Below are 23,665 nucleotides of genomic sequence, written 5' to 3' on the forward strand. Positions count from 1 at the left end.
AATATTGGGTAAATACCCTTTATCAATAATCAGAAATCCCTGAAAGAGAAAAAAAATCACTAAGTTTGAAGAATCAATATAATATATTGGCTACATAATGTGGTTTGTTTCATTCCTAGGCTAATTGTTTATAGCTCGAACGAATAGTTTAATTTCATCGCAATATCCATAATAATCCAGTTTTCTTTTATGATCTTATGCCATAATAAGATATTGGAAATTAAACAGATAGCAGTATAAGAATTAAAATATCAAAGGTATACACAAGAAATGAATATAGAGAAAGATATAAAGAATAATAAAGAGGAAATACTTGCATATTTCAGAGATCGATCCAGCGAGTTTTTAACACAAATAAAAGCTCAATTTTCTGATACCGAATTTAGTAAACGTGCAAGCGCTATCAACCGCGCATTAAATCAGACGAAAGACAATCTGATTACCACTTTATTACAGAAAGCAGAAAAAGAGCAATGGACAAATCAAGATAAATTAGAAGCAATTCTGATGATAACTTATTGCAATATTGTTGTGATGATTGAAAGTCGTAATTCAGTAAGACCTTATGAATATATGGACTTTTCGAGAAGAGTGGGAGAACTTTGGGATCCATTTTGTAAACTATGTTTTTATTATCCAATAAATGACATATCTTTATTCATACCACCTCTATTTTCTGAAGTAAAGAAAAAGTTAGCAAATGAAATTATAATATATATTGATAACCTAAACATTTCAGAAATAGAAAAACAAGAGCTTAAAACTTATTATGATAAAGTTTGGAGCTTAGTAACATCCGGCGAAATTCAATTAGAGTTAGATCTACACTTCAGTTATAATAATCAGAAGTATGTTGTCGATTTCAAAAGTGGATTTGGCTCAAATGAAAAAGGAAATACCAATAGGCTTTTATTGGTTGCCACGATCTATCAAAATCTTGAAGATAATTATAAATGTTTACTTTTTGTAAGGGCGGAAGAAAATAATAGCTATTTCAATCGGTTAAAAAATTCTAGAATTTGGGAGGCTTATAGTGGAAATGAAGCCTATGAAAAAATCAAAGAATATTCCGGTTATAATTTAAAAAATTGGACAGAGACTAACATTGATTGGGCTAATGATTTCAATGCTGAAACAACGCAACACCTGACCGAAAAAAATCTTTTACAATATTTGCTTTGGTAATGGTTAGTGAGAAAAAAAAATATCAGGCGTATTATACTAAATCTACGCCTATCGTTGAGTATATGATAAATCAATTATCGTTGCAACCACTAGATAAAATATTTGAACCTTGCGGTGGCGATGGGGTATTTATTGAATCTATTCTTGACAAAAATGAATTTGCACAAATTGATATTTGTGAACTAAATACGGATTCAGTTAAGATCCTTAATAATAAATTTTCTGAATTCCCTAACGTTAAAATCAGGGAATGTGATACGCTATTAGATTCTGAGCTAAATTTGAAATCCCGCTTCGGTGGAGTTTATGATAAAATCATTGCCAATCCTCCTTACGGTGCTTGGCAAGAGCATGAAAAAAGGACTACTCTAAAAAAAATGTATCCTTCACTGTATGCAAAAGAAAGCTACGGATTGTTTTTATATAGATGTATTGAACTATTAAAAGAAGGTGGTGTTCTATCTTTTATAATTCCGGATACATTTTTAAATCTGCATATGCATAAAGAGTTGCGAAATCATATTTTGAATCGAACTCAAATATTGGATTTAGTCTTATTTCCCTCCTCATTTTTTCCGGGAGTGAACTTTGGTTATGCTAACCTTTCTATAATTACTTTAAAAAAGAATAACAATAATACGGAATGTTTAAAAAATTCCTTCACTGTTATCAGTGGTTTTGACGATGTTAGCCAATTAAGCAATGTTGATAATAAATTTTTAAAAACTTACTCATTTAATCAAAAGGATATCTATAACAATCCTGATCATGCTTTTTTAGTCACAGAGAACAATAACATCCTAAAATTAATAAATCAATCAAAATTTAAGATCGGAGATATTGCTGACTGTGTTACAGGATTTTATTCAGGTAATGATAAGGAATTTTTACAGGTCATAAGTCCAGAAATAAAGAATAGCAAAAACTATAAATTGGTAAAAATCGAGACAATAAATAGGGATTATAAAAACAACTCTAACATTCTAAACGGAATTCTAGGTGATCAACATTTCGTTCCTATAGTAAAAGGTGGAAATATCAAATACCTAAAGCAAGAAAGTTGGTTTATGAATTGGAGCAATACAGCTATTCAACATTATAAGGCAGACAAAAAAGCAAGATTTCAAAATCCTAAATATTATTTCAGATTTGGAATTGGAGTACCAATGATCAGTTCATCGAATATTACTGCATCATTGATTGAACATAAATTATTTGATCAAAGTATTGTTGGAGTTTTTCCTAAAGATGAAAATCTGACTTACTATTTATTGGCTTTCTTCAATTCACCAACTTGCAATAAATTAATACGAACCATTAACCCATCGGCAAATAATCCTGCAAATTACATCAAAAAAATTCCCTTTATCACTCCTAAAAAAACAATTTTAGAATTTATAACTGAAAAAACAAAAGGTATAATTGATGAAATTAGAGAAACAGGAAACTATAACAAAAGTGACGAGTTAGAAATTCAGAGTATAATTGAAAAAATTTATAAAGTTTAGGTGAAAAATAAAAGGGGACAAATACCGTTCCCTTTTATTTCGTTTAGAGTTTAGAGTTCAGACAACATATTTTATTATACTAGATGTTCTTAACAATGACTCTATAAGCTCAACAACTTTTTTATTATATCATTTTTAAATTTACTTAATGGTCTTTTATGGAAGTTCTCCTCGTTCTTGTCTATGCCAAATATCAATCTATACTTTTCTTCTTCAGAAATTGAAGTTGAAAAAGTCTTTGCTAACAAATCCTTTAAATAATTATCGGGATATTTTAGTCTCAATTCATGAAGATCTCGCAGCTCAAATTCGCGATGAGCTGAATAAATTTCCCTAAGTCTATTTTCCTTAATCATACGTCTAATCTTGGGATTACTAACATTTTCGAACGTTATTTCAAATTCATTTTTTGATTTAGAAAATGTATAGTTAAAATCAAATGTTCCTTTATCACTATAAGGGTTAGCGATTTCTTTGTGATTTTTTACCCACCACTCAGCATCTTCACCAGCTCCCTTTAGGTGATTACACGAATGACAACTCGGAATTAGGTTGTAAAAACTAACAGCAAATATAGGAAAATGCGTTTTTGGCAACCAGTGATCTATTTCAGCCCTCGTCCTCCCTTTTACTATAGCCAATGTATAGTTTCTATTGCAATAAATACAAGTATTTTTATTCAACAGATTCAAGAATTCCTCGGCGCAGTTGGTCTGGAAAAAATTTTTATAAGCAGAGTTGACGAAAAAGTTCTCGATTTCCAAGCTATTTTCGTTAAGCAAGCTACTGTTGGTTTCATAAAATTCAACTAACTGTCCTACCTCTCCCGTTAAAATACAGTCTATATTTTGCTTTATTAAACGTCGAATATCCTCATGCAAAGTTTTACTATAATACTTTCGATCTTTAACACAGCTAGGACAATTCCTTATTGTACATTGAAATTGATTATTTCTCCTTTCTGTCTCGGTATACAATTTACTGTTAAACCAACATTTTAACAATCCATTGTGATAATCTTTCGCATCTTGGTAATTTTCAATAAACAACATATCTTTCTTATATTTTAGTATATAATTCTTGCAATTTACTTTTCAAAATAGGTTCACCGATTAGTGAAATAATATGTTTTGAATGTTTATTGTTATTATCTGATTCTAGTTCCTGTATTTCTCTCTTACATTCTATTAACAGTTTTTTCAGTTCCTCTTTAATTGACTTGGAATAGAAGTCTATTTCTACATCATTCTCCAATTCTAAAATTTTGGATTTCAAGTATAAATATCTGACAAGCCCATCTATTTTCTTAGAAGCGAACTCCCCCATGGATCCTCCTTTCAAAAAAAAATCATCTCGCAGAAGATCATGAATATTGGCAGCGAAAGAATTCAATACATTATCTGTTTCCACTTTGCCTTCCTTCAACTTTAAAATATTCTGCGAAGGAATATCAGAAAGTATAAAGGGTGAATGGGTGATAAAAGTGATGTTGATATTTTTTATTTGCTTAAATATTGTTTTCTCCAGTTTCAATAACAGGTCATAAATAAACGTTCGCTGATATTCAGGATGAAAATAGAGTTCTATCTCATCAAGCATAATATTAACATTTTCGTAATTATAGAAATTCTCTTGTGCCCCCTTATGACTCCTGACAGAATCTAAATTATTCAAATGATAAACTAAGGAACTAATAATACCTATTTTCTGGAACTCTCCCGAACTAATTGATTTCCAAGAAATATCATTACCATCTAATTCTATTCCATTAATTTCTTTATTTTTTTTGCTAAGCAAAATATCAATATTAAAAACCGGAGGCGGGACAAAATATATAGGTTCTATTCCCCTCTCTTTTACGGCCTGATTGATGAGTTCTCTCAGAGCACTTATTCCCTCGACTTTCTGCTTTCGATTCTGAGCATGATCATGATAAAATTGAATAAGGGCGCTATTAGGGGTATCTTTTGCCAATTTCAATATTTCTATTGCTTGTCGTAATTTGATAGATATATGGCTATCATCTTTTATTATATCAGAAATATTTTTTTTGGAAATCTCTAATGGACCTTTTTTAAAAACTTGAAACAAATAAGATTCCGCGTTAATAAACGCATAACGTGGGTATCTCAGAGTTTTACGTAATTTTACTATAGCGTAAAAGAAAAGTTGTCGTAAAAATGTAGTTCCCTCGAAGTCTTCTAAATTACCCACCTCAGCTTCAATAACCTCAAAGCACATAAAGAGATAAATTATCTCCTCTATTTGGCTATCACTTAAAAATTTAAATTTTTCTAAAAACACATAATCAGAGAAATATTCCCCTTTGTTATATCTAACATCAGCAAAATTCTTGGCTATACCTTCATTAATTAACTTTTGAATTATTTCAAAAAGATCAATATTTCTTTTATTAATATCACTTAAAAATTCATTTAAATACTCAAGAATATATTTTTTCGGATATTTTTCTTCGATATATCCATCGTTTCCCGTTATATCAAATATTTTATTAAAATATTCTGTCAAAAAATCTACCTCACTAAACTTCAATACAAATGACCGAACATTAAGTCCCTCTGTAAACTCTATAAACGAACCATCCAAAATTATCTGGCTTATTAAACGTTGTCGCATTAACTCCTTTTCATTTCGAATATCAATTTGACCATTATCACGCCATGGATGTATAACCAACTGGGTCTGATAGCCATCATTCTTATGGAAAACTTTGTCTAACCAGGATTCGTCGTCAGTCTCCTCGTCCTTATTTTCGTGAACAGTCTCTTTCCAAAAATCACCTGAATCTAACCCATAAAGAGAGTAATTAACATACATTGTAAAGAACAATTCCTGAGAAATTTTATCTGGCTCGGGTGTTATCGTAGCTATCTCCCCCTTAATTCCAATATCGTTGATATCTCCTTCCGAGGTATCCACACGAATTTTATAAACATGCTCTCCAATAGAAAAATAAAGTTCTGCAGCTACTCCTTTGGAATACCTTAGACGATCAGTTAACTTTATATACTTTTGAGCTTTAAAAAAGTTATTCAACACTCTGATCATTAGCTCTATTAAAGAGCTTTTTCCTGAACCATTCTTACCAACAACTGCATGAATATTGATAGATTCTAAAGAAGTATTAGGATTTTTGCTTTGTAAAGAAAAGAAATTCGAAGGAAGACTCGACTGCTCCTCCTTTTTTTCTATTCCTGTTAGGTCAATACTAGGCCTATATGTATTGTCAAAAAAGTAAAATTCTCCTCGTGCAAGATTTTTACGAATGTGATCTGCACAATTGTCCAACGGACGAATTGCAATTATTTTAAAACTCATATTTAAATAATACTATGAATGGTTAATAAGAATTTAAAAGTTTAATTTCTACTGAAGCTATTGTCTAGCGCAAGTTTCACAAATTCGATAACAGGATCAGTTGTCACATGATAAACCCGGGCGATAAGGTACTTCTCGGCCTGTTCCATTAGATTGAGCTCATTACCGGATATATATAAAGCTAATTTCTCCATGTTTTTCCCATAGGGTGTAGCTTTGCTATCAACATAGATCTCTTTGCCGTCTTCAACGATCTTAAAGTCATGGTTCGCAATAGTAGCTCCATCGATATTTCTCCAGTAGACCTCGACCGAGTCCGAAACTCTAAAACCAAAGTCAGTATTCTCCAGAGGTTGACTGTACTTGGCCGAATAGATCTGCTTTAATTTATTGAATACAGCAAGCTCACCTAACTTCCCTAGATCTTCATCGGACTGATTGTAAATCCTATTATTATTTCCTACATAACCTATTTCAAGTTCTTCGGTATTTGATAACCCAAAGGGAATCATGGATGTATCGTATCCTTTCTCTTCGAGATACTCCAGACCATTAGCAAAAGACTCCAGTAGCAATACATTTAGGATACGCTCCGCATAATGAACTTTTAGAAATTTACCCAAAGGACCTACAAGCCCATCGAGTATCCTAGGACTAAAACAATCGCCTACATAATAAAAACTATCATCCTCGGCCCACGAGCTTCTTTTTTGCCTGTCAGTATCATTTCCATAGGTCAAATAAATCTCGGCTGTTTGAAAAAACCTTATTTCGGACAGCTTATTGTTTATACGCTGATATTCTAATTCCCAGTCTTTATGGCTTTTGGACTTCTCAACTGCAACTAAAGCGATCAAAGGCGAAATATGCTTGATTTTACGCTTTAATGCTAAAATTTCGGTAGAATAGGGTATCTGTGAATGAATGGCATTAATAATCTGTACACCAAAGATCTTCATCAGCTCAACGATATTCTGTTTTTGGCTGGATGAATAGACCAAATTTTCTGCATTAAATCCCTCAACGGTAACCATGACCAAATCGCCGGCCCGAAGAAAATCAGTTCCATTCTTGGCCAAAAGCTTATTGTCCCTGCTCCACAGAATAATTTTCTCTTTCTCGGACTCATGCAATAGCTCGGCACTCATCTTTTCATAGATCAGATTGATTCGATCTTTATCGTCAATACTTACTTCCTCCCCAGATGATACATATTTTTTCCATATTTCGCCCAACACAAATAAATAATCATCAATGGTTAAAACCTCCTTAAAATTCAGAAATTCTTTCCATTCCGGTGATAATATTCCGCTATAATCTAGGACATTGAGATAGCCCTTTCCAACACGATTATTGTCTTCACTGTTTAATATTATTTCTGAAGCTTTTTTACATTCATGTTTTACTGTTGGAAAAACAGAAGAATTCTCGATCAGCCATTTTGTATAATTTGCGGGACAACCAAAGCGCTCTAACGATTCTGGATTAATAGACTTATTAATAAAGCCAAATGATCCACTAACACTTAGGCTATGATCCGGTTTTAAGTCTATTGGTTTTAAAACCGAGAATACCCTTTCAAATAATAATTTAGAGAAAGGGTATAAATTAGCAAGCTCCAAAAAGGTAAGACTATAGATATAAGTTTTATCGGGGAAAAAACCATACTCGCCAGATCCAAAAGTCCATCCTTTACCTGAGTTATTATAGATATTACCTGCTGTTTCTTTAACTTTCTCCAGAAAGGCAGCATCATGTCTATTTATCCAACTCGAATTCCGTCTAAAATCAATTACTGTTCCTACAACGCCAACATCCTCTTTGACACCAATCTTGATAAAAAAACTTCCCCATTCTCTTTTATCTATATCTTTATCAATATAGTCTCCTGAAATATAAAAATCATTATCAAATAGACTTTCGATCTTTAGAGTCGGCTCGTAGATGTCTGAAAGATAAGCTGACGAGGCTGGTAATAGTTTGCCCGAAGAGCTAAGCACTGGTAAATGATACAAATCTCTATAATGATGATCTTTCAAAGTTCCATTACGGTGAGCCTCAAATATGTATCGCCCTATTGCAATTGCATTATCTGTCGTTACGAATTCATCTCCCCGCTCTATGATAGTTCTTTCAATAAATACCAATGAAGATGGTTCTTTGATATTTATCTGATGGATAAGCCAGCTCTGTGTGCTCCATCGTCTACTAATATCGGCCATAACAGTATGGTGAACCACGCTAATTTTACCTGCAAATTCCGCAGCATATTCTTTTGCTGGAAAATAAATCTCGTTAGGAGACTTCAATTTCTCATTTTCATCAAAAATAAACGGAATACTTTTTAGCTTATCATTAAATGCTTTTTTATCGTACTCATTTTCGACGGCACTCTGTTGTTCATAAAAAAAATCAATAAGTCCAAAATTATCGCTCACCGAGAAATTGTCCCTAAAAAAAGAAGATGAAATAAAGCTTTGTAATTGATCAACATTGAATGTATAGATGCCTAAACTAATCAGTGAACCTATAGGCTCTAATGGTGGTATAAAAGAAGAAATGGTAAAATCTTTGCTACTATCTTCGTTAATAAAGTCAATCAGCAACTGATCATCAATCACCTGCGTGATCGCCGACCGATCGTAGATTGATTCATCTATCTTGAGTAAATCTCCATTATGATTTGGAATAAAGGCAATAGTAGATAAGGCAAGGCCCAGCCCCTCATTAAAGCTACGGCTCAATTGATTACCGAAAAGTCTAGATGGAATTATGGCTAATATATCTTGCCTATACGCGCTGTCTTTATGGGCCAATTCTGCTACCCATGAAAAATATCGAAGTGGAATTTCATTAAATAACCAATTATTCCAGACTACATCTTGATGCAGCTGCTGCCTTCCTGCATCGGTCAGAAAGCTTCCGTTGACTAAAAATGGTAAATTATAATTGACAGATGTAGGTAAATAGGTAAAGATAAGTCTGTTGTGTACATCAACAGCCCGCAATCGTCCCTCTTCCAACTGAACCGCAAATGCTATTTCGGTAAATTTTGCTTCTCTAAGTTTTTTGGGTGATTTATCATCCGCACTAATCGCAGCTTTTATTTCTTCATTTATTTGGAAGGTTTCGGTTTTGATCAACCAATCACTTAATTTGATATCATTACGAACCAAAGAAGTGATATTCTCATCTGTTGATTTTTCAAGGACAAGTGGTTCATCAGAATATATCGCGATCTTTACTTTTCGGCTTCTTAGAAAAAGAACAATCTGGCTATCAGAAAATAAATCGTTTAACGATGACTTCAATTCTTCAATCTTATCATAGGCGATCACAGTAGAGACATTATATTGGCTTAAGGCAGCCAATGAAGCAACCTGTTCTGGAAGATCACTCCAGATAGGAATAATCTGCCATGGCATCTTTATATTCTCTTCTTTGTTTTTGCTTCTTCTTTCGGATTGCCATAGTGCTTTATCTCCCCAATGGTTATTCCAGTGCTCTTTCCAGTGATTTCTATCAAATTTAAAACAGTAGTTTCCTGATTTGATGTATACTAATTTGGAATGCGAAAAAACAGACTTAAAACCGATCCCTTTAAAACCGGTTTTTGTATCGTCACCTGTTTTGGTACCATCTCCTGCACTAGATATACTTTCAATATCGACCGTGGTAAAAGCAGCTCCGCTGTGGGAGAAAACAACAAATTCATTGATAAAGTCAATGCGGACATCCAATGATCCACTTTCGTTGCTCGAATCATCTGCATTCTGGAGCAGCTCATATATAAATCGTTGACTATCAGTATTTATATCCCTAGAAATAGTATCACAAAGATTAGAAGTTGTGATAGCCAATTCTGGATTATTGTAATCAGAATTGTGCTGGGTAAGGTTATTAATAAATTCTTTCTCGTTCATCATTTTTCAAAAAAAAGTATTCAATATAGCTTTGTTATACATACACGTTGATAACATCAACATGTTGTCTCTTTTCATTTTCGAAGTATTGTTCTGGCTTTTATATGCGAGTCAAATGTTCACTGTAACTTAGAGAATCCAAATCAGTTTTGCTATCTTTTAAAAACTGTACCATAATCTGTGAAACATTTCCGATTTCAGGTGCCGGAACTCCAAAATTGATGCTATCGCTAAACACGACGATCGAAGTGAACCATGTTTTACATAGGGCCAAAAGTGCGTCTTTTACAAATAGTATCTCAGGATCATCGTAACATATAAAATAGGGATCTATTTTAGAAAGCATCTGATAGTTCGACACAATAATATTCATAGATTTTATAAATAGTATTCCCTCATTGGGGCATTCCTGATTTTGATCATATATTTTATGTACTTCCTGTAATAGTTCATCCATTCCCTCACGGATTGTAGACTTCAACTCCCAGTGTTCAGATTGAAGCCGTACGAGTTTCTCTAGGTATTTATTCATATCCGTCATTGATCACGATCTTGAAAAAGAATAACATTGAAATAATTCTCCAACAATCTGTTCAATTGAATCTCTGAAGGATGCAGGCTCAATCACTTCAACATCACGTCCAAATGACAGGACTAAGCTTTCAAGCTCTCTATTGATTTTTAGATTCAGGTAAATTAATCCATCTTTATAGCGCTGCGATCCATGGATAGGTTTTGATAATACATAAGGCAGCCGACTTTCAGTAAATTTCAGAATCACTTGTTCCACCTCACGATCGATAGCGTTGGTGACACCCAAGATATCATAAAAATAATCGTCAAAATCCACATCAGAATTTTTGTAAGAAAGTAAATCAAGCGGTCTAATTGCCTGGATGCGATCAAGCGCGAGGTTTTGGATCTGACCATTATCTTCATTCAATCCAAATAAAAACCAACGGTTATTATATTGCTTGAGATAATATGGATGAATTCTATAAACAATAGGATCAGTCTGTTTAAAACCCTTGTATGTAATTGCCAACATTTGTCTATGAATAATATGCTGATAAAGGGGTTCAAGATATTCTAATCCCCTAAGGAATTCATTTTCTTCGAAAGAGATAACAGGTCGCTGCTGCCGGTCGAGCTTGAGGCCTGAGCTGAGTTTGGTCTGGACAGCATTTAGCCATTCCAACTGGGGTACGCCACTGATCCTTCCCAGAGTTTCTAAGACTTGCTTTATTTGTTCCTGTTCGCTGGCATTGAGCGGTTGCTTCAATATCGAAAACTCTGGAGGATCATAGCAATAATAGACACGTTTCCCCTCTCTGACGGAAAGTATAGGCGCCTGATATCCACCTTCGCTGCGCATAAATGTAATATCATCCAAAAGCTGACGCCGCGATACTTTGGTTTTCGCACCCACATATGCCGTAAGTTCTGCCGTACAGTATTCGATCAGATCATCAATAAAGTATTTTTTCCATTTATTGGAGAAACACTTATCCAATAGTTTGTAACGTATTAAAGCGTGTTTATTAGTGGCCATATCTTTATATTTTTTATACTATCCTACGTACCTCAAACATGACGAGCCCTTTTTCAAAATTGGGAAAATCTGTTCGCTGGACTTCAAAGTTTTTTGTATGTAAAAACTTTATCCAACGTTCTGCAATAACCTGTTCATCTCTTCTATTGGCGTCATCCATAAGTATAACCGTATAATCCGAGAAAAAACTATAAAGCAAGGGCACTGCAGGATATCGAGCCAAAGACTGTGTTGATCCCGGAGGACCGTCTATAACCAAAAGATCAATCCTTTCTTTTATCTGTGTGGTTTGTAAATCATACCATTTATGAATGATGCCTTCAACTTCTATATCGACGAGAGGGCAAACCTCCACCTTACAGTTTTGCTCAATTCCATCCAATCTAATATTGTCTCTTGTAATATTGGCATAGACCTCTTCGTGATCAATAGACAATAAATTGCCCACTTGATTGGCCTGTAGACCTGTTCCCAATACAATGGAGGAAACCCCGCTGCTCAGCTCAAAAACAAATTGTGGTTTCTTTTTTAGTACTATTTCAACAAGTTTTGATAAAAAATCTGGAGATCCCGCCCAACCTCTTGTGCTAGGCAGATACCTAAGATTGGGCAATGCTCTGTAAATGGAAAGTAGACATTCTACCTGCTGAAAATAATTTTCCATAGCAAGACTAATCTTTTTTTCCATTGGTGAAATCCAGTTTGGGTCTTTCATCCCCCCTTCTGTTCTGTCCACAATTAAATCAGTATCAGCCAATTTGTTTTGCATCGCTTTCAACAGATCCGCAACATCTCCCAATTGGGTGTCAATTCGCGACAGAGTCACCTTCTGCTCATGAAACAAAGAAATAAATTGCGGCACATTTTTAATTCCTTTCAGTAAAGTACTTAATCCCCTAAATAATTTCATAAAAGATACCTGCTATAATCTTTTCTCTAAATATTTACAATATAATCCGAGCATTTAGAGCACAGTTGGTAATTTTCCCGCAAGCCCTGTCTTAGATCATTGATCTGCTTCTGGCGTTTTTCGCCATACCATATATCAATTATATGCTCATCTTGAATTCGGCCAATACTATGTACACCATAATAATCAATGCAACACATAACAACAGTTCCATCGAACCTGATATCCAATTTATTCTCAATTTTCGAACATGCAGCCTTTATCGGAAAACTGTATTCCTCTTGCTTAAAATCTACATAGCCAGCCCTATTGGAAAAATCTTCACCTCCACCTTTGACAACATAAAAATCCCATGGATATCTTCTCAAACCTAGAGCCTGCTCAAACTCCGCAACTTTGAGCTGAAAGTCTTCTTCCGAGGCCCAATCGTATACAGATAATGCAAATTCTTTAATATTGTAAGTGCTCAATTTTTCGACAATATCTCTCGTCAGGAAATCGCCATTAGTGACAAGATAATTACTGAGTCCCAAATCCTTACAACGTTGAAAAAAGGAAAATATCCTCTTATCAGTAAACACCTCATTATAAAAATGAAAGGCAATCAAACCTGAATAATTTATATCCGCCAGTTCATCCAGTACTTTATAAACCAGCTCCTCTGGCATTCGCTCTTTTATCCTATTGTCGCTTGTACGGGTGCAAAAAGAACATGTCCTATTGCAAAATGAATTACACTCAATCGATATCTTATCAAAAAGTGGATATGGCCTTACTTCCATTATTTTTAATTTTATCTTTAAAAACTTCTATTCCATCAAAATAGGTGATATACTTTCGGGGGAGTTCAAATATTGACCTGCAATTTTCGGCATTCCCCTCAATACAGCTTACTGCATTTGTAAATTCCATTTCCTCGACCATTTTTATTATCGTTGGATTATAAGCTCCATGTGGATAAGAAAAAGAATTCACTTCACGACCAGTAATTTCCTGTAACAGATCTTTACTTTCGTATATTTCTTGATAAGCTACTTCATTTCTCAATTCGGTCAATTTATAATGATTCATCGTATGAGCGCCAATTTCTACCCCCATGTCGCTTAGTTCCCGTATCTTTTTACTGGATAAAATTTTAAGATCCGGATTTTGGATCTTTCCCCAGGATGCAGGCTTTCCTAAACACCCGGCAACAGGATAGATCGTACATAAAAAACCAAACTGGTTCAATATGGGGAAAGTAAGATCGTAGAATCGCTCACATCCGTCATCAAATGTCAAAACAACCAACTCATTTTTAATCTCACGATTACTTGCCATCCGTTGAATAGCTCCGGCTAGTGATACGACCTGTTTCTTTGAATCTCTAAGATATTCCATCTGTAGCCTGAATTCCTCTACGCTACAAAAACAATCCAGATTTGTATGTTTCCCTGGTTCTTCACCGATTTGATGATATAATAAAATACTGATTCCTGTACTCATTGGAGATACTCATTAGATTTACTATTTACCAGTTCCAAAATCTTTTTCTCGGAACAACTTACACCGTTTATATCGATTGTTAAACGTGATAAAGTTGGTCTATTAAACTGAGAAATAATTTTCTCGATCAGTACAGAACTTTTAAGTTCGTCAAAATTCAAAACCTCAAGACAACCTTTACGTTTAAAATATCCTATTCGTAGATCTTGTTCAACATTATTACCAATAAAAGTCCGATTGTAAACTAGCAATGATTTTCCTATCGAAAGGGACTCTATCATCGAATTATAGCCCCCCAAAGAAATAATCATCTTCGCAGATCCCATTTCTGACAAATATTCTGTTCTATTAAATTCTTTTAATTCGATCTTATCTGAAAGTAGTGCTGACACCTTAGTTTGCTGCTTCTGAAAATCAGATTGAAATGCACCGGAGAACAAGATCATTTTATGATCTAATTTTTTGGACAATGACAGGTGGCAATCTATTAATGCCTCTAAAAGTTCATCACCTAAACGCCCACCGGCAATAGAAGCTAAAATCGTGTTAGGCTGTTGTGATTGCTTACATTCAATCTCTTTTGAAACAATATAGCCAGTATGTATAATCGGAACTTTAATTCGGTCTATCAAAGGAAAAGAATCTGACAACTGTATATGTTGTCTGTCCCCATGAACAAGAACAAGATCGTACAGTTGATTGAGAATCTCACATATATAATCGTCCCTTTTACTCCCCTTGTTCGAATCTATTATTTCTCGAACACTACAGATTATCCTCGCATTGTAATTTTTATGCTTAACATATTCAATTAATTTCCTTACTTCACTTTCAAACAGTAACCCAAATGGAAAATGCTCCGTGATGACGATATCCACATTTATTTTTTCAATTAGATCTGCTATTAAGTTCTGCCGTGCAGCAAAGCATACATCTAACGAAATATGCTTATCTACAGGCAGCAATATCCCGGTTTCTTCTTGTTTATATATGGCTGGAATCTGAATTAAATTTAACTCTTCTGGAATATCGAAGTTGAGAACGGGCTCTCCACCGTTGACAAAATATACGTTGAAGCTGCCAGTAAGCCCTTTCGCTAATTCCATCATTCTAACATAGTGTCCCAATCCATAAACGTACTGACAATGAATCAGTAGCGTTTTTTTATCCTCAGGTAGTATCATAATTTTTTAAAGGAATCGTTGATATTAAAATATATAATTTTTAAGAGGATATTTATCCAGTATGCTATCAGGTTCAATAGCATATGATACCACTGATTTACTAATATTTGAACGGTAGGTACCACTCATAATTTGCACCGGAAAAAGATGGTCATCCAATAAAGAAATCATCTCACTTTTTAATTTCCTACCAGATAGATAATCTACAAATTCCTCAACGACTCTAAATTTGACCCATTCCATTGTAATCATGTTAGCATCCTCTTGTGGCCGATCTTTGATTAGATCAGAAACTTTATAAACCTGTGGTTGTTGCTGGCCATTTGAGATCAACGGATTTCGAAACACATAAATGTCAAAATGGTTTTTCCCCCCCAGGCCTTCTTCAATGCCATGAGTATCGTGCTGATCACTTGCCTGATAAGCATGAATCTGAATACTTTGAAATGGTCCTTGTTGAATAATATAATTCTCATGCTTGATCCTCCCATTTCCTTTATATAGATCCTTTCCGGGTGTAATCCAAGTTCTTCCAGCAAAACCGTTATGAACGAGGTTTATTGAAAAATTAGCTACAGTTTCCATCTCTTTTTTCAACGTCAAGACAGAAGAAACATCTATTTCTCCATAACTAGCAAAAACAGGAGACAATTCTTCATCTGTCCATCGATGTACTGTATCATATTTTTGGCCAAACACGAGTTTATAATCCTCTTGAGTAATTTGTTTAATAAAGCCTTTGGGTCTAACAAAGGAGCTGAAGATGTCCAGCTGATCTGCTATTTTCTCTGGATTTATAGATGCCTTATAGAACTGATAAATGGTATCAAATATATGATAGCCACTGTGAGAAGCTTTTCCATAACCTGAACAATAAGGGTGATAATTCTGCGTTACTATTTCGCTCGGTAACCTCCACTGACCATCACTATGATAAGCTTGAATGAAAGTTGCCGGACAATTTGTCAAAGCAGCTACTTCTCGTATTTGCTCTTGAACAAATTGAAATCCCTTATGAAATCTACGATGTGAATTTATAATAAAAACAGTCTCTTTTATATCCTGGATCCGATGGTAATCTTCAAGCAAATCTTCGTAGTCCTCAAGGATACCTTTGGCATTTTCATCATTTGAAACAACATCGGGTCTCGTAGTGATAGGTTTGTCCATTAATATATTAAGCCCATTTCCCAAAGCCCACTTAGCATATGCGTAATGGACCAAAGGTTCAGTAGCTATCACTACTCCATCGATTTGATTATTCTGAATAAATTCAGAAAGCTGATATGCAAGCTTCTTAGGCAGACTTCCCACAAAAGGGTCAATAAACATAAAACTGGTTTCCACGCCAACCTTTATACTTCCCCTGATGTCAATTTCTTGATCCTTCAGATCGATAATCAATGCTATCTTAACATTTTTTATATGCTCAAGTGCGGGAATATAAACTCTTCTCGCATGAGGACCACAACCGATTAAGATAATATTTACAGATTTATCTTGTTCTCTTAACATGCAACTACCGTTATATTGTCACTTCGCCAATTCATATATCTGACCAAAAATATCATGTATAAAATCTGGATATTCAAAAAAATTAAAATGGATATTCTCCCGCAATACTTACTCTTTTTAAAACTCTCCGTGTGGAAGAATCAAAAGAAGGTCTATAATGCAATGTTGCCCTATTATCCCAAAACACAAGATCTCCGTTTTCCCACACGTGTTCATATCTACAGTCTATATTCTGACAATGATGGTATAGATTTTCCAAAAGCTCAGTCCCCTGTGCTACGGACATATGCCGAAATTCAAGTTCATATGCAAAATTCACATACAAGATCTTTTCACTTGTTAAAGGATGGGTTCTAACCAATGGATGTGGATAGGTATTCCCTGGGGGGATATCTATTGAGCGATCAACGTATTTAGATTTTACAGATCCAAAAGGTCTATGGAAAGGATTGTAAACAAGAGTTTCAACATTTTCAATCTTAACTTTCATTTCATTTTCCAAAAGTGCGTATGCTTTAACCATATCATACCAAACAGTATGAGCGGCGCTCAGGTTTACATCAATAGCATATAACATTGATGCTGCACTAGGACACTTTAACCATTGATGGTCAGAATGTGGTAAGACTTCTTGATGTCCCAGATACGACTTTTCGAACTCTGGTGCCCGATTTCCAACGACAACAATCGAACTTTGTCTATCTTCACTTCCCAAAACCTGGTTGTTACTATCAGTAGTAAATGGAGCGCCAAATCTAAAAGCAAAATCTTCCAATTGTTCATTGGTCAACTCTTGATTTTTAAAAACAACAACTCGATGTGAATTGAGTAAGGCTTGTATTTCAACAATAATGGCAGGAGTCAGATCGGTTTTGATATTAAAATTTTCGATCGTGATCCCCACTCCATTATCTGAATATCTTGTATTTATTTTAGACATCAACTATTTGTAAAAAAAGAAAAATTTCGGCTATACGTATCAATTCTTCTCATGTAAAAATTCTTAAAAGCTTAATTAGCTATAAATGAAAAACATATCTAACACATGACTTTCATTAAAATTTGTTAAGCTTAATTTTATTGCGAACAGGTTTTTAGCTTTTGAATCTAATAGGATTCTTTCACAATTTACAAACAGTTTGCATCACCGTCAAGTTTTTTTAACACATTGTGAAAATAAAACACATCATTCATTAACTCACTTTACAGATCAAATGGCAGGTATCTACCATTGAAACTGGTAGATCTTATCTCCGATCGGAATATTGAGAATCATGCCATCCATCTTGGATTTCTTGACATTGACGTAGCCGATCACTCTGGAGTGTGGCATCACGGTATTGATCTTTAGATATCCCTGCGATATGCTATTACGGATACTGTACTGCGCATTGTCATATTGCTGCACATTTTGTCTTGCCTGCTGATTGGCTGCATACTGCGCCGAACCGCTATAACCAACAGATGTCTGCTCGCCATAAGCCACTGCAGCACCACCCCGATTGTTGACCGCAGCCGCTGCACCTGCGGAGGCTACCGCTGAATACCCGGCCTGACTGGCGGCCTGGCTTTCGGCAAATGCATTGAAGAATGAACTCCAGCCTTGTTTGCGCTTGACCTTTTTCATATACTTTGCATAGGGAATAATATCTTCCTGATGGGCTTTGCCTCCTCTCAAACTCACCACCGTAAAATCATCGGGATTGAGTATGACCTCTTCGTCCGTTCCGTTCTCAATGGTGATATAACTTGCATAGTATTTTCCGTATAGATCTTCTTCGGTAAACTGTACCGCAATAGACATCCCATCATTGAAATAATACTGAATCACACGGCCGTCATCATACAGCACCCTACGCTCAGCCAGTGGATAAATATCCTTCTCCTCGGTAAGGGCGTTAAGAGGCATATGGTTGAGGTACGAGGTCTTTACTGCATTTCCCTTTTCATACCGGATGTACCAATTATGCGCGGGCCGACCGTTTTTATATTCGGCAACAGTCAGGGGCTGCTCCTTTCCATCATATATGGTGCTTGTTCCATCTGCTACCCCAGATTCGGAAAAATTACTTTCCTGGATCTTTTTGCCTTTCTTGTCAAACAGCTCCACTTTTCCGGTCCAAATGCTTTTGGAATCATCATTGCGATCAATATGCAGGGCTCCGGCGGCAATAGTCTGCAGTTTCCCATTTTTCCAATAGTCGCGGATTTCACCAACCGGTTTTTTTTGATCATCAAAGCTGACTTCCCGATAGAAAGTACATTGTTTTTTAGATTCCACACCCTTGCTATTGGCATCGTAATAAAGGGTTACTTTGTGCTGTGCGAATACCAGATTCATCATAGAGGAGAATACAACAATTGCTAACATCAATACTTTTCTTTTCATACATCAATATGTCTGTGCCACATGTTCCCCGAAGTGGCGGTCAAAAATAAACGGTTAAAAAAGGAGGTGCGGGAATCGAAACTATTGCTTGCACGACCAACATAAGCAGGCCCCCTAGCCTGATACTGGAACAAAAGTATGCTGGTGCAGTGCACTGGATGTGCACCGTAAGCAAGGTAGGATGTCGTTTATCGGAAAATCTTACTTAAAGATCTCTTTGATCTTGTTATCCTGATCGCCGAGCAAGACACTCACTTGGTCAGCGACTTGTAACTGATACTTACGTACAAGACCATAAGGGACATGGTACTCGATCTTTTCATTGGAAACAAAAGTAGCCCGGCCTGTCTCGTGGAGTATCGAAATAAAGCCTTCGACAAGATTTTTCTTTGTCCACCGTCGTTCATTGTGTTCAACAATCTGATTTTCGAACAGGAACTTACCAAAATAGCTCAATAGTTCGAGTAGATTATTCAGGATGGAGGTAGACAGATAGTTGGATTTATAATTGCTGGCATATTCGAGCACCCGCAGCTGTAGACTTTCATTATAATGGGATCCATCTTGCGTTATTCTGAGTGTCTGTACGAACAGCTCTCCTATCAGCGGATGGATAATATCATAATGATATTCATAGGCCCGGTGACGTTTGTTGAGAAAAAGCCCCACCTTGTTGAGCTCACGTATACTCGGGCACACGATCCGAAGGTTTTTCAGTTTGTCGACCAGCAGTTCGAGTATCGTGCGGATTGCATTAAATTCATTAAAGAAAACTGTTTTATCGGAATGGTATGATCGCAGGATCTGCAAAAGGTGTACCGAGTCTTCGAGTCTTAGCGTCCCATTGAAAATCTGGAAAGCGGCTTCATAGCGGTGCTTGAGCTGGGTATCAATATGCTGGGCAGCGTCTTCCTTCAGCCGGTCGAATAGGGCTAAAATCTGTCGATCGTCCAGCTTGTCATAGATATCACCCAGCTTGTTTTTGGAATCGAGAAAATCATTATCCTGCTTGATCTTATCCTGCCCCGTTAGAATGTACCAGGGCAACTTTTTCTTTACACTGATCCTGTCCAATATCTCGACCACTTTCATCAGCCCGACCTGACTGGTCACATCACCCTGCTCGCCTATCTTCTGGTAAAATATCCCATCCAGGATAACGGCGTCATAATGCATAAAATGCTGTTCCAAATTACGTATAGCCGCCTCGGAATTGGTAAATGCCACAAGTTCGATATTGGCATCGATAGCCTTTTGGCGAATATTAAACAGATGTTCACATTCATCATCCACCCAAAATACACGATATACATTTTCCATAAAATCTTTCGATAAGTGAGCTTAAATAATATAGGGGATAGAAATTTCAAAGGTCGTCACAAGATCGGTATATTTTGATCCCTCGTCGCTAGACTCATCAATGATAAACCAGTCTCCATTCAGATAGCCAATAATGGTGGAAATAATATATCCACCAAGACCACTACCTCCTGTATCGCCATACTTAACTCCACGTTGCTTGAAATCAGCCTGGCTCATGCTTGTTGGAAATGGTTTACCTGTATTGGAAATATAGACCATCACTTTATTTTCCGTATCGTTGAGTTTGACCTGCAGTTCTATCCTCCGGTTTTCGAGTTCGGTCCAGTTAAAGGCGTGCTGACGGATATTGCTGAAGATATTATCAAAGAGGATTGTCAGCAATTCGTCGTTGCCATTGACAATGAGTTTCGTCGTTTTATCTTCCACGCCAGCTCCAAAGATCTCATCCGAGATCTGGAGATTCATCTGTATATTGGGGTATAAACTTTGTACCTTTTTGAAGTAATCTTGCACCCACTCCACAAGATTGACTTCATATAGATGGTATTCGTGTACATGAAACTCATGGGTATGGTTGCGCAGCTCACGTCCGATCTTTTTGGCATCCAGCATAAGATGATCCAATAATTCTCCCAGATTGAGGATCTGTTTTTCATTGGATTTGGTCTGGAACAGGTCGGGTACGATTTTGTTTATACCCTGTTGCAAAATATCCTTGATGGTCTGCGCGTAAAACTCAAGGTTGGAAACGGGGCCCGCAATCTTGTGCCGCAATAGAGCATTGTTTTCTTTAAGTGCAAGATCTTCATCAGAAAGCATTTTAATTGGTTGTGGGTCATTACCCATCACATAGAAATCATCAAAATCTTCGGGTACTGCATCGGCATGGATTACATTCGCCTCAAATTGCATCTCTTTATCGAACAGACTTTCACTGCGGTTTTTAAAAAGATTACGACTCTTTTCCAAACGCGGCTTTCGGATTCGGATAGCGAGAAAGCTTTCCAGGCTGAGCTTATGGATCGATGAACTCGAAAAGGCATTGACCTGATTGAGTACATAATCCTGCTTCAGTTCATCCACGAGATACCGGTAGGTAAAATTCGATTTCTCCTGAATGGTGAAATGGTAAATGACAGGAGAAAGCAGGGCGATATAGCTGCCATTGAAGTAGCTGGCCCGAAGCTGCCGGCCGTGCAAGGTAAGTAGCAGTCCCTCGCGCCGAATGATGTAGTAACTGTTGCGTTGCCGATCAATCACACCGGGTACAAATTTGGAAGGGAATATATTGTTGCCTGTGAGATTGGATACCCGGATCACGTATTCTGGAAAATCATCCTCCACCAGCGGTAATACAGTGGGTTCCAGCACCTCTGATAGGGATACAAGTTCGGGGTTGTCAATAAAAAAATGATTACCGAGCAATGCTGTCGGATTGAGCAGCAAAGCCCCGTTATCGACCCAGATAGTCTGTCCTAAGGGATTTGATCCTTTATAGCGTTCGGCATCGACCTTATTCCAGTCAATCTGCTGTCTTCTATTTTTATAGAAGTTGAGCTGATCCCTAAAATCCACGATGGCAATCCTGTCATCTACCTTACGCTTGTTGACAACGAGCACCAGCACTTCAGTTCCGGTATGGCTGAATACACCGGATGGAAAGAGCAGTACCTTTTCAATATAGTTTTGCAGGATCAAGCGAGAGAAGGTCTCATCGTCAGGATCGGCAAGGAGATTAATGATATACGATTTGTTCAGTAAGATAACAGCCCGCCCATCATCGTTGATCGAATTGGTGGCAAGGTCTATAAAATAAGTTTCGGCATCATGGTCGTAACTATGTTCATCTATTCCTTCAAACTGACTTGGAGCCGTGAAATTCAGAAAAAGGAGGTCAAATTTCTCCTGCATCGGCCAATGGTCGAGACTGCTCTCACACCGTAAGATAAATTCGGTGGATTTGTGGTAGACGAATAGACGAAGCTGGGCAATACGCCAGAGATTTTCACTGTATTCCTGGCCATAATATTTCTTATGATCCGCTATCAGTGGGATCAAATCTCCATTTCCTGCAAAAGGATTATAGATGGTGGTATACTTATCGAGATCGACGGCCGATAATATCAATTCGCCCATCCTGGGGTGTAAGATATTGCCCCGATTCTTGTAAAAAAGAGATTCAGTGATTGTGAGAAAAATCGTCTCAAAGAGCTCTTCAAAATTAAGCTCAAAATAAGATGCAGGCAGTTGTTCAAACTGGGTCAGCAGAAATTCCAGTTCAGTGGTATCAAAAGAAGCGATCACTGGGAAAGAGGGCAACAGGGCATACAAACCACTGTCGGATGATTCACGCGCAGTAAGCCTGGCTACAACTTCGGCCTTGGATGCCCCCCGTGAGATGACATCGTGTTTGAAGATACATAATAAATAGAGCGTGAGCGAATAATCCATGGTATCTATACCGCCTTTGCCGGTATAGAATCCAATGATGGTATTCAGGACTTTGTTCACTTCATTTGCTTTCATATGGCTTTATGGTTCTGTTTGACACCTTTCCTATACGAAGATGCTGTAATCGACACACAATAAAAAATAAAAAGATCAAAATAATTGTACTATTTTGATCTTTTTATGCTGAAACACCGGTTTTCATTAAAAAATTCTGTTTCTGCCTTGAATCACTCGGGTGTATTTGCTGGGAAAACAGGTCCCTTAACCAAATATTTTCCGATAAATAGATTTCCGCACTTTACGCTCTTCCTGAAACATCGACTCAATGCCGTCGTTGTTTTTTTCAAATTTGATACAATATTTTACAGCGATATCCGCTGCCGCCTTGGAAACATCATGGTCGGTACCGATATAGGTAAAAGTCCAATTGGATTCACTGAGCTCCCCGATCATCTGCCGGATCGCGGGAGCAGAATATTCTGTTGATGCGTTTTCCTCTCCATCGGTTAAGATGGTGACCAATACATGGAATTTTTCATCCTGGCTAGCAACCAGTTTCAGTTTACTGACCGCAAAGCCAATAGCGTCATAGAGCGGTGTTGATGCCGCTGGCGCATACCGTTTTGCGTCGATCTCTTTGACCTGTGCAACGGGATCACAAAAGTGCAGCATTTTGATCCCAAAGCCATTGAAACTGATGATCGAAATCGTATGCTCCTGATCAGAAAAAGTCTGCTGGGCCTCTCTGATGGTGCTGATCGTCTGATTGAAACCATCAATCACCTGTGATTTAATACTGGACATGGAACCACTCTCGTCCAAGATAATAAGGTTGTGAACTTTTGTCTGACTCATAATTTTGCCTTTTTAAATGTGTTAATATTGCCGAAAAGCAGAGCAT

General features: G+C 36.6%; 17 protein-coding genes. 2 read left to right on the forward strand and 15 right to left on the reverse strand.

The annotated features are described in order from the left end of the window. The first annotated feature begins 270 nt into the window (after window positions 1–270). Window positions 271–1,185: a hypothetical protein gene (locus tag D7322_RS07065; protein ID WP_121122649.1), complete on the forward strand. Its 915-nt coding sequence runs from the start codon at window positions 271–273 to the stop codon at window positions 1,183–1,185. Beyond that, on the forward strand, window positions 1,185–2,693 hold the full coding sequence (locus D7322_RS07070; RefSeq protein ID WP_121122651.1) for an Eco57I restriction-modification methylase domain-containing protein: 1,509 nt from the start codon (window positions 1,185–1,187) through the stop codon (window positions 2,691–2,693). The genes D7322_RS07065 and D7322_RS07070 overlap by 1 nt, the downstream gene beginning before the upstream one ends. A 101-nt stretch (window positions 2,694–2,794) precedes the next feature. Here D7322_RS07070 and D7322_RS07075 read toward each other — a convergent pair whose 3' ends face one another. The 15 genes from D7322_RS07075 to D7322_RS07145 form a co-directional block, all read right to left on the reverse strand. Next, the gene (locus D7322_RS07075; RefSeq protein ID WP_183078630.1) at window positions 2,795–3,574 is read right to left on the reverse strand and encodes an HNH endonuclease family protein; all 780 of its coding nucleotides are present in this window, start codon (window positions 3,572–3,574) and stop codon (window positions 2,795–2,797) included. Window positions 3,575–3,752: 178 nt separating this feature from the next. Then, the gene (locus tag D7322_RS07080) at window positions 3,753–6,032 is read right to left on the reverse strand and encodes an ATP-binding cassette domain-containing protein (protein WP_121122655.1); all 2,280 of its coding nucleotides are present in this window, start codon (window positions 6,030–6,032) and stop codon (window positions 3,753–3,755) included. Between the two features lie 41 nt (window positions 6,033–6,073). Then, window positions 6,074–9,958 (reverse strand): sacsin N-terminal ATP-binding-like domain-containing protein, encoded by a 3,885-nt coding sequence (locus D7322_RS07085; protein ID WP_121122657.1) that lies wholly within the window; start codon window positions 9,956–9,958, stop codon window positions 6,074–6,076. 97 nt (window positions 9,959–10,055) lie between these two features. Next, a complete protein-coding gene (locus tag D7322_RS07090; RefSeq protein ID WP_147430313.1) occupies window positions 10,056–10,487 on the reverse strand; it encodes a hypothetical protein in 432 nt (143 codons plus the stop codon). A 12-nt stretch (window positions 10,488–10,499) separates the two neighbouring features. Continuing rightward, on the reverse strand, window positions 10,500–11,507 hold the full coding sequence (locus D7322_RS07095) for a helix-turn-helix transcriptional regulator (RefSeq protein ID WP_121122661.1): 1,008 nt from the start codon (window positions 11,505–11,507) through the stop codon (window positions 10,500–10,502). 13 nt (window positions 11,508–11,520) lie between these two features. Further along, window positions 11,521–12,417 (reverse strand): class I SAM-dependent methyltransferase, encoded by an 897-nt coding sequence (locus D7322_RS07100; RefSeq protein ID WP_121122663.1) that lies wholly within the window; start codon window positions 12,415–12,417, stop codon window positions 11,521–11,523. A gap of 26 nt (window positions 12,418–12,443) precedes the next feature. Continuing rightward, on the reverse strand, window positions 12,444–13,199 hold the full coding sequence (locus D7322_RS07105; protein WP_121122665.1) for a radical SAM/SPASM domain-containing protein: 756 nt from the start codon (window positions 13,197–13,199) through the stop codon (window positions 12,444–12,446). After that, the gene (locus D7322_RS07110) at window positions 13,171–13,902 is read right to left on the reverse strand and encodes a polysaccharide deacetylase family protein (protein WP_121122667.1); all 732 of its coding nucleotides are present in this window, start codon (window positions 13,900–13,902) and stop codon (window positions 13,171–13,173) included. The genes D7322_RS07105 and D7322_RS07110 overlap by 29 nt, the downstream gene beginning before the upstream one ends. After that, on the reverse strand, window positions 13,899–15,086 hold the full coding sequence (locus D7322_RS07115; RefSeq protein WP_121122669.1) for a glycosyltransferase family protein: 1,188 nt from the start codon (window positions 15,084–15,086) through the stop codon (window positions 13,899–13,901). The genes D7322_RS07110 and D7322_RS07115 overlap by 4 nt, the downstream gene beginning before the upstream one ends. Window positions 15,087–15,110: 24 nt before the next feature. Further along, the gene (locus tag D7322_RS07120) at window positions 15,111–16,601 is read right to left on the reverse strand and encodes a Gfo/Idh/MocA family oxidoreductase (RefSeq protein WP_121122671.1); all 1,491 of its coding nucleotides are present in this window, start codon (window positions 16,599–16,601) and stop codon (window positions 15,111–15,113) included. 82 nt (window positions 16,602–16,683) lie between these two features. Then, on the reverse strand, window positions 16,684–17,541 hold the full coding sequence (locus tag D7322_RS07125; RefSeq protein WP_121122673.1) for a TauD/TfdA dioxygenase family protein: 858 nt from the start codon (window positions 17,539–17,541) through the stop codon (window positions 16,684–16,686). A 285-nt stretch (window positions 17,542–17,826) separates the two neighbouring features. Next, window positions 17,827–18,990, reverse strand: coding sequence for a toxin-antitoxin system YwqK family antitoxin (locus D7322_RS07130; RefSeq protein WP_121122675.1), 1,164 nt, complete (start codon window positions 18,988–18,990; stop codon window positions 17,827–17,829). Window positions 18,991–19,191: 201 nt separating this feature from the next. Next, window positions 19,192–20,310, reverse strand: a complete 1,119-nt coding sequence (locus D7322_RS07135) for a hypothetical protein (protein ID WP_121122677.1) — start codon at window positions 20,308–20,310, stop codon at window positions 19,192–19,194. Window positions 20,311–20,331: 21 nt separating this feature from the next. Further along, window positions 20,332–22,839 carry an N-6 DNA methylase gene (locus D7322_RS07140; protein ID WP_121122679.1) on the reverse strand — a complete coding sequence of 836 codons (2,508 nt, stop codon included), beginning with the start codon at window positions 22,837–22,839 and terminating at the stop codon, window positions 20,332–20,334. Window positions 22,840–23,025: 186 nt separating this feature from the next. Further along, window positions 23,026–23,619, reverse strand: a complete 594-nt coding sequence (locus tag D7322_RS07145) for a vWA domain-containing protein (protein ID WP_121122681.1) — start codon at window positions 23,617–23,619, stop codon at window positions 23,026–23,028. Window positions 23,620–23,665: the final 46 nt, after the last annotated feature.

It is taken from the genome of Sphingobacterium puteale (assembly GCF_003627955.1).
Lineage (GTDB): Bacteria > Bacteroidota > Bacteroidia > Sphingobacteriales > Sphingobacteriaceae > Sphingobacterium > Sphingobacterium puteale.

What these genes read in the sequence shown, in the direction of transcription:
- D7322_RS07065 (WP_121122649.1), top strand. Translation starts at nt 271, where the DNA reads ATGAATATAGAGAAAGATATAAAGAATAATAAAGAGGAAATACTTGCA.
- D7322_RS07070 (WP_121122651.1), top strand. Translation starts at nt 1,185, where the DNA reads ATGGTTAGTGAGAAAAAAAAATATCAGGCGTATTATACTAAATCTACG.
- D7322_RS07080 (WP_121122655.1), bottom strand. Translation starts at nt 6,032, where the DNA reads ATGAGTTTTAAAATAATTGCAATTCGTCCGTTGGACAATTGTGCAGAT.
- D7322_RS07085 (WP_121122657.1), bottom strand. Translation starts at nt 9,958, where the DNA reads ATGATGAACGAGAAAGAATTTATTAATAACCTTACCCAGCACAATTCT.
- D7322_RS07090 (WP_147430313.1), bottom strand. Translation starts at nt 10,487, where the DNA reads ATGAATAAATACCTAGAGAAACTCGTACGGCTTCAATCTGAACACTGG.
- D7322_RS07095 (WP_121122661.1), bottom strand. Translation starts at nt 11,507, where the DNA reads ATGGCCACTAATAAACACGCTTTAATACGTTACAAACTATTGGATAAG.
- D7322_RS07100 (WP_121122663.1), bottom strand. Translation starts at nt 12,417, where the DNA reads ATGAAATTATTTAGGGGATTAAGTACTTTACTGAAAGGAATTAAAAAT.
- D7322_RS07105 (WP_121122665.1), bottom strand. Translation starts at nt 13,199, where the DNA reads ATGGAAGTAAGGCCATATCCACTTTTTGATAAGATATCGATTGAGTGT.
- D7322_RS07110 (WP_121122667.1), bottom strand. Translation starts at nt 13,902, where the DNA reads ATGAGTACAGGAATCAGTATTTTATTATATCATCAAATCGGTGAAGAA.
- D7322_RS07115 (WP_121122669.1), bottom strand. Translation starts at nt 15,086, where the DNA reads ATGATACTACCTGAGGATAAAAAAACGCTACTGATTCATTGTCAGTAC.
- D7322_RS07120 (WP_121122671.1), bottom strand. Translation starts at nt 16,601, where the DNA reads ATGTTAAGAGAACAAGATAAATCTGTAAATATTATCTTAATCGGTTGT.
- D7322_RS07125 (WP_121122673.1), bottom strand. Translation starts at nt 17,541, where the DNA reads ATGTCTAAAATAAATACAAGATATTCAGATAATGGAGTGGGGATCACG.
- D7322_RS07130 (WP_121122675.1), bottom strand. Translation starts at nt 18,990, where the DNA reads ATGAAAAGAAAAGTATTGATGTTAGCAATTGTTGTATTCTCCTCTATG.
- D7322_RS07135 (WP_121122677.1), bottom strand. Translation starts at nt 20,310, where the DNA reads ATGGAAAATGTATATCGTGTATTTTGGGTGGATGATGAATGTGAACAT.
- D7322_RS07140 (WP_121122679.1), bottom strand. Translation starts at nt 22,839, where the DNA reads ATGAAAGCAAATGAAGTGAACAAAGTCCTGAATACCATCATTGGATTC.
- D7322_RS07145 (WP_121122681.1), bottom strand. Translation starts at nt 23,619, where the DNA reads ATGAGTCAGACAAAAGTTCACAACCTTATTATCTTGGACGAGAGTGGT.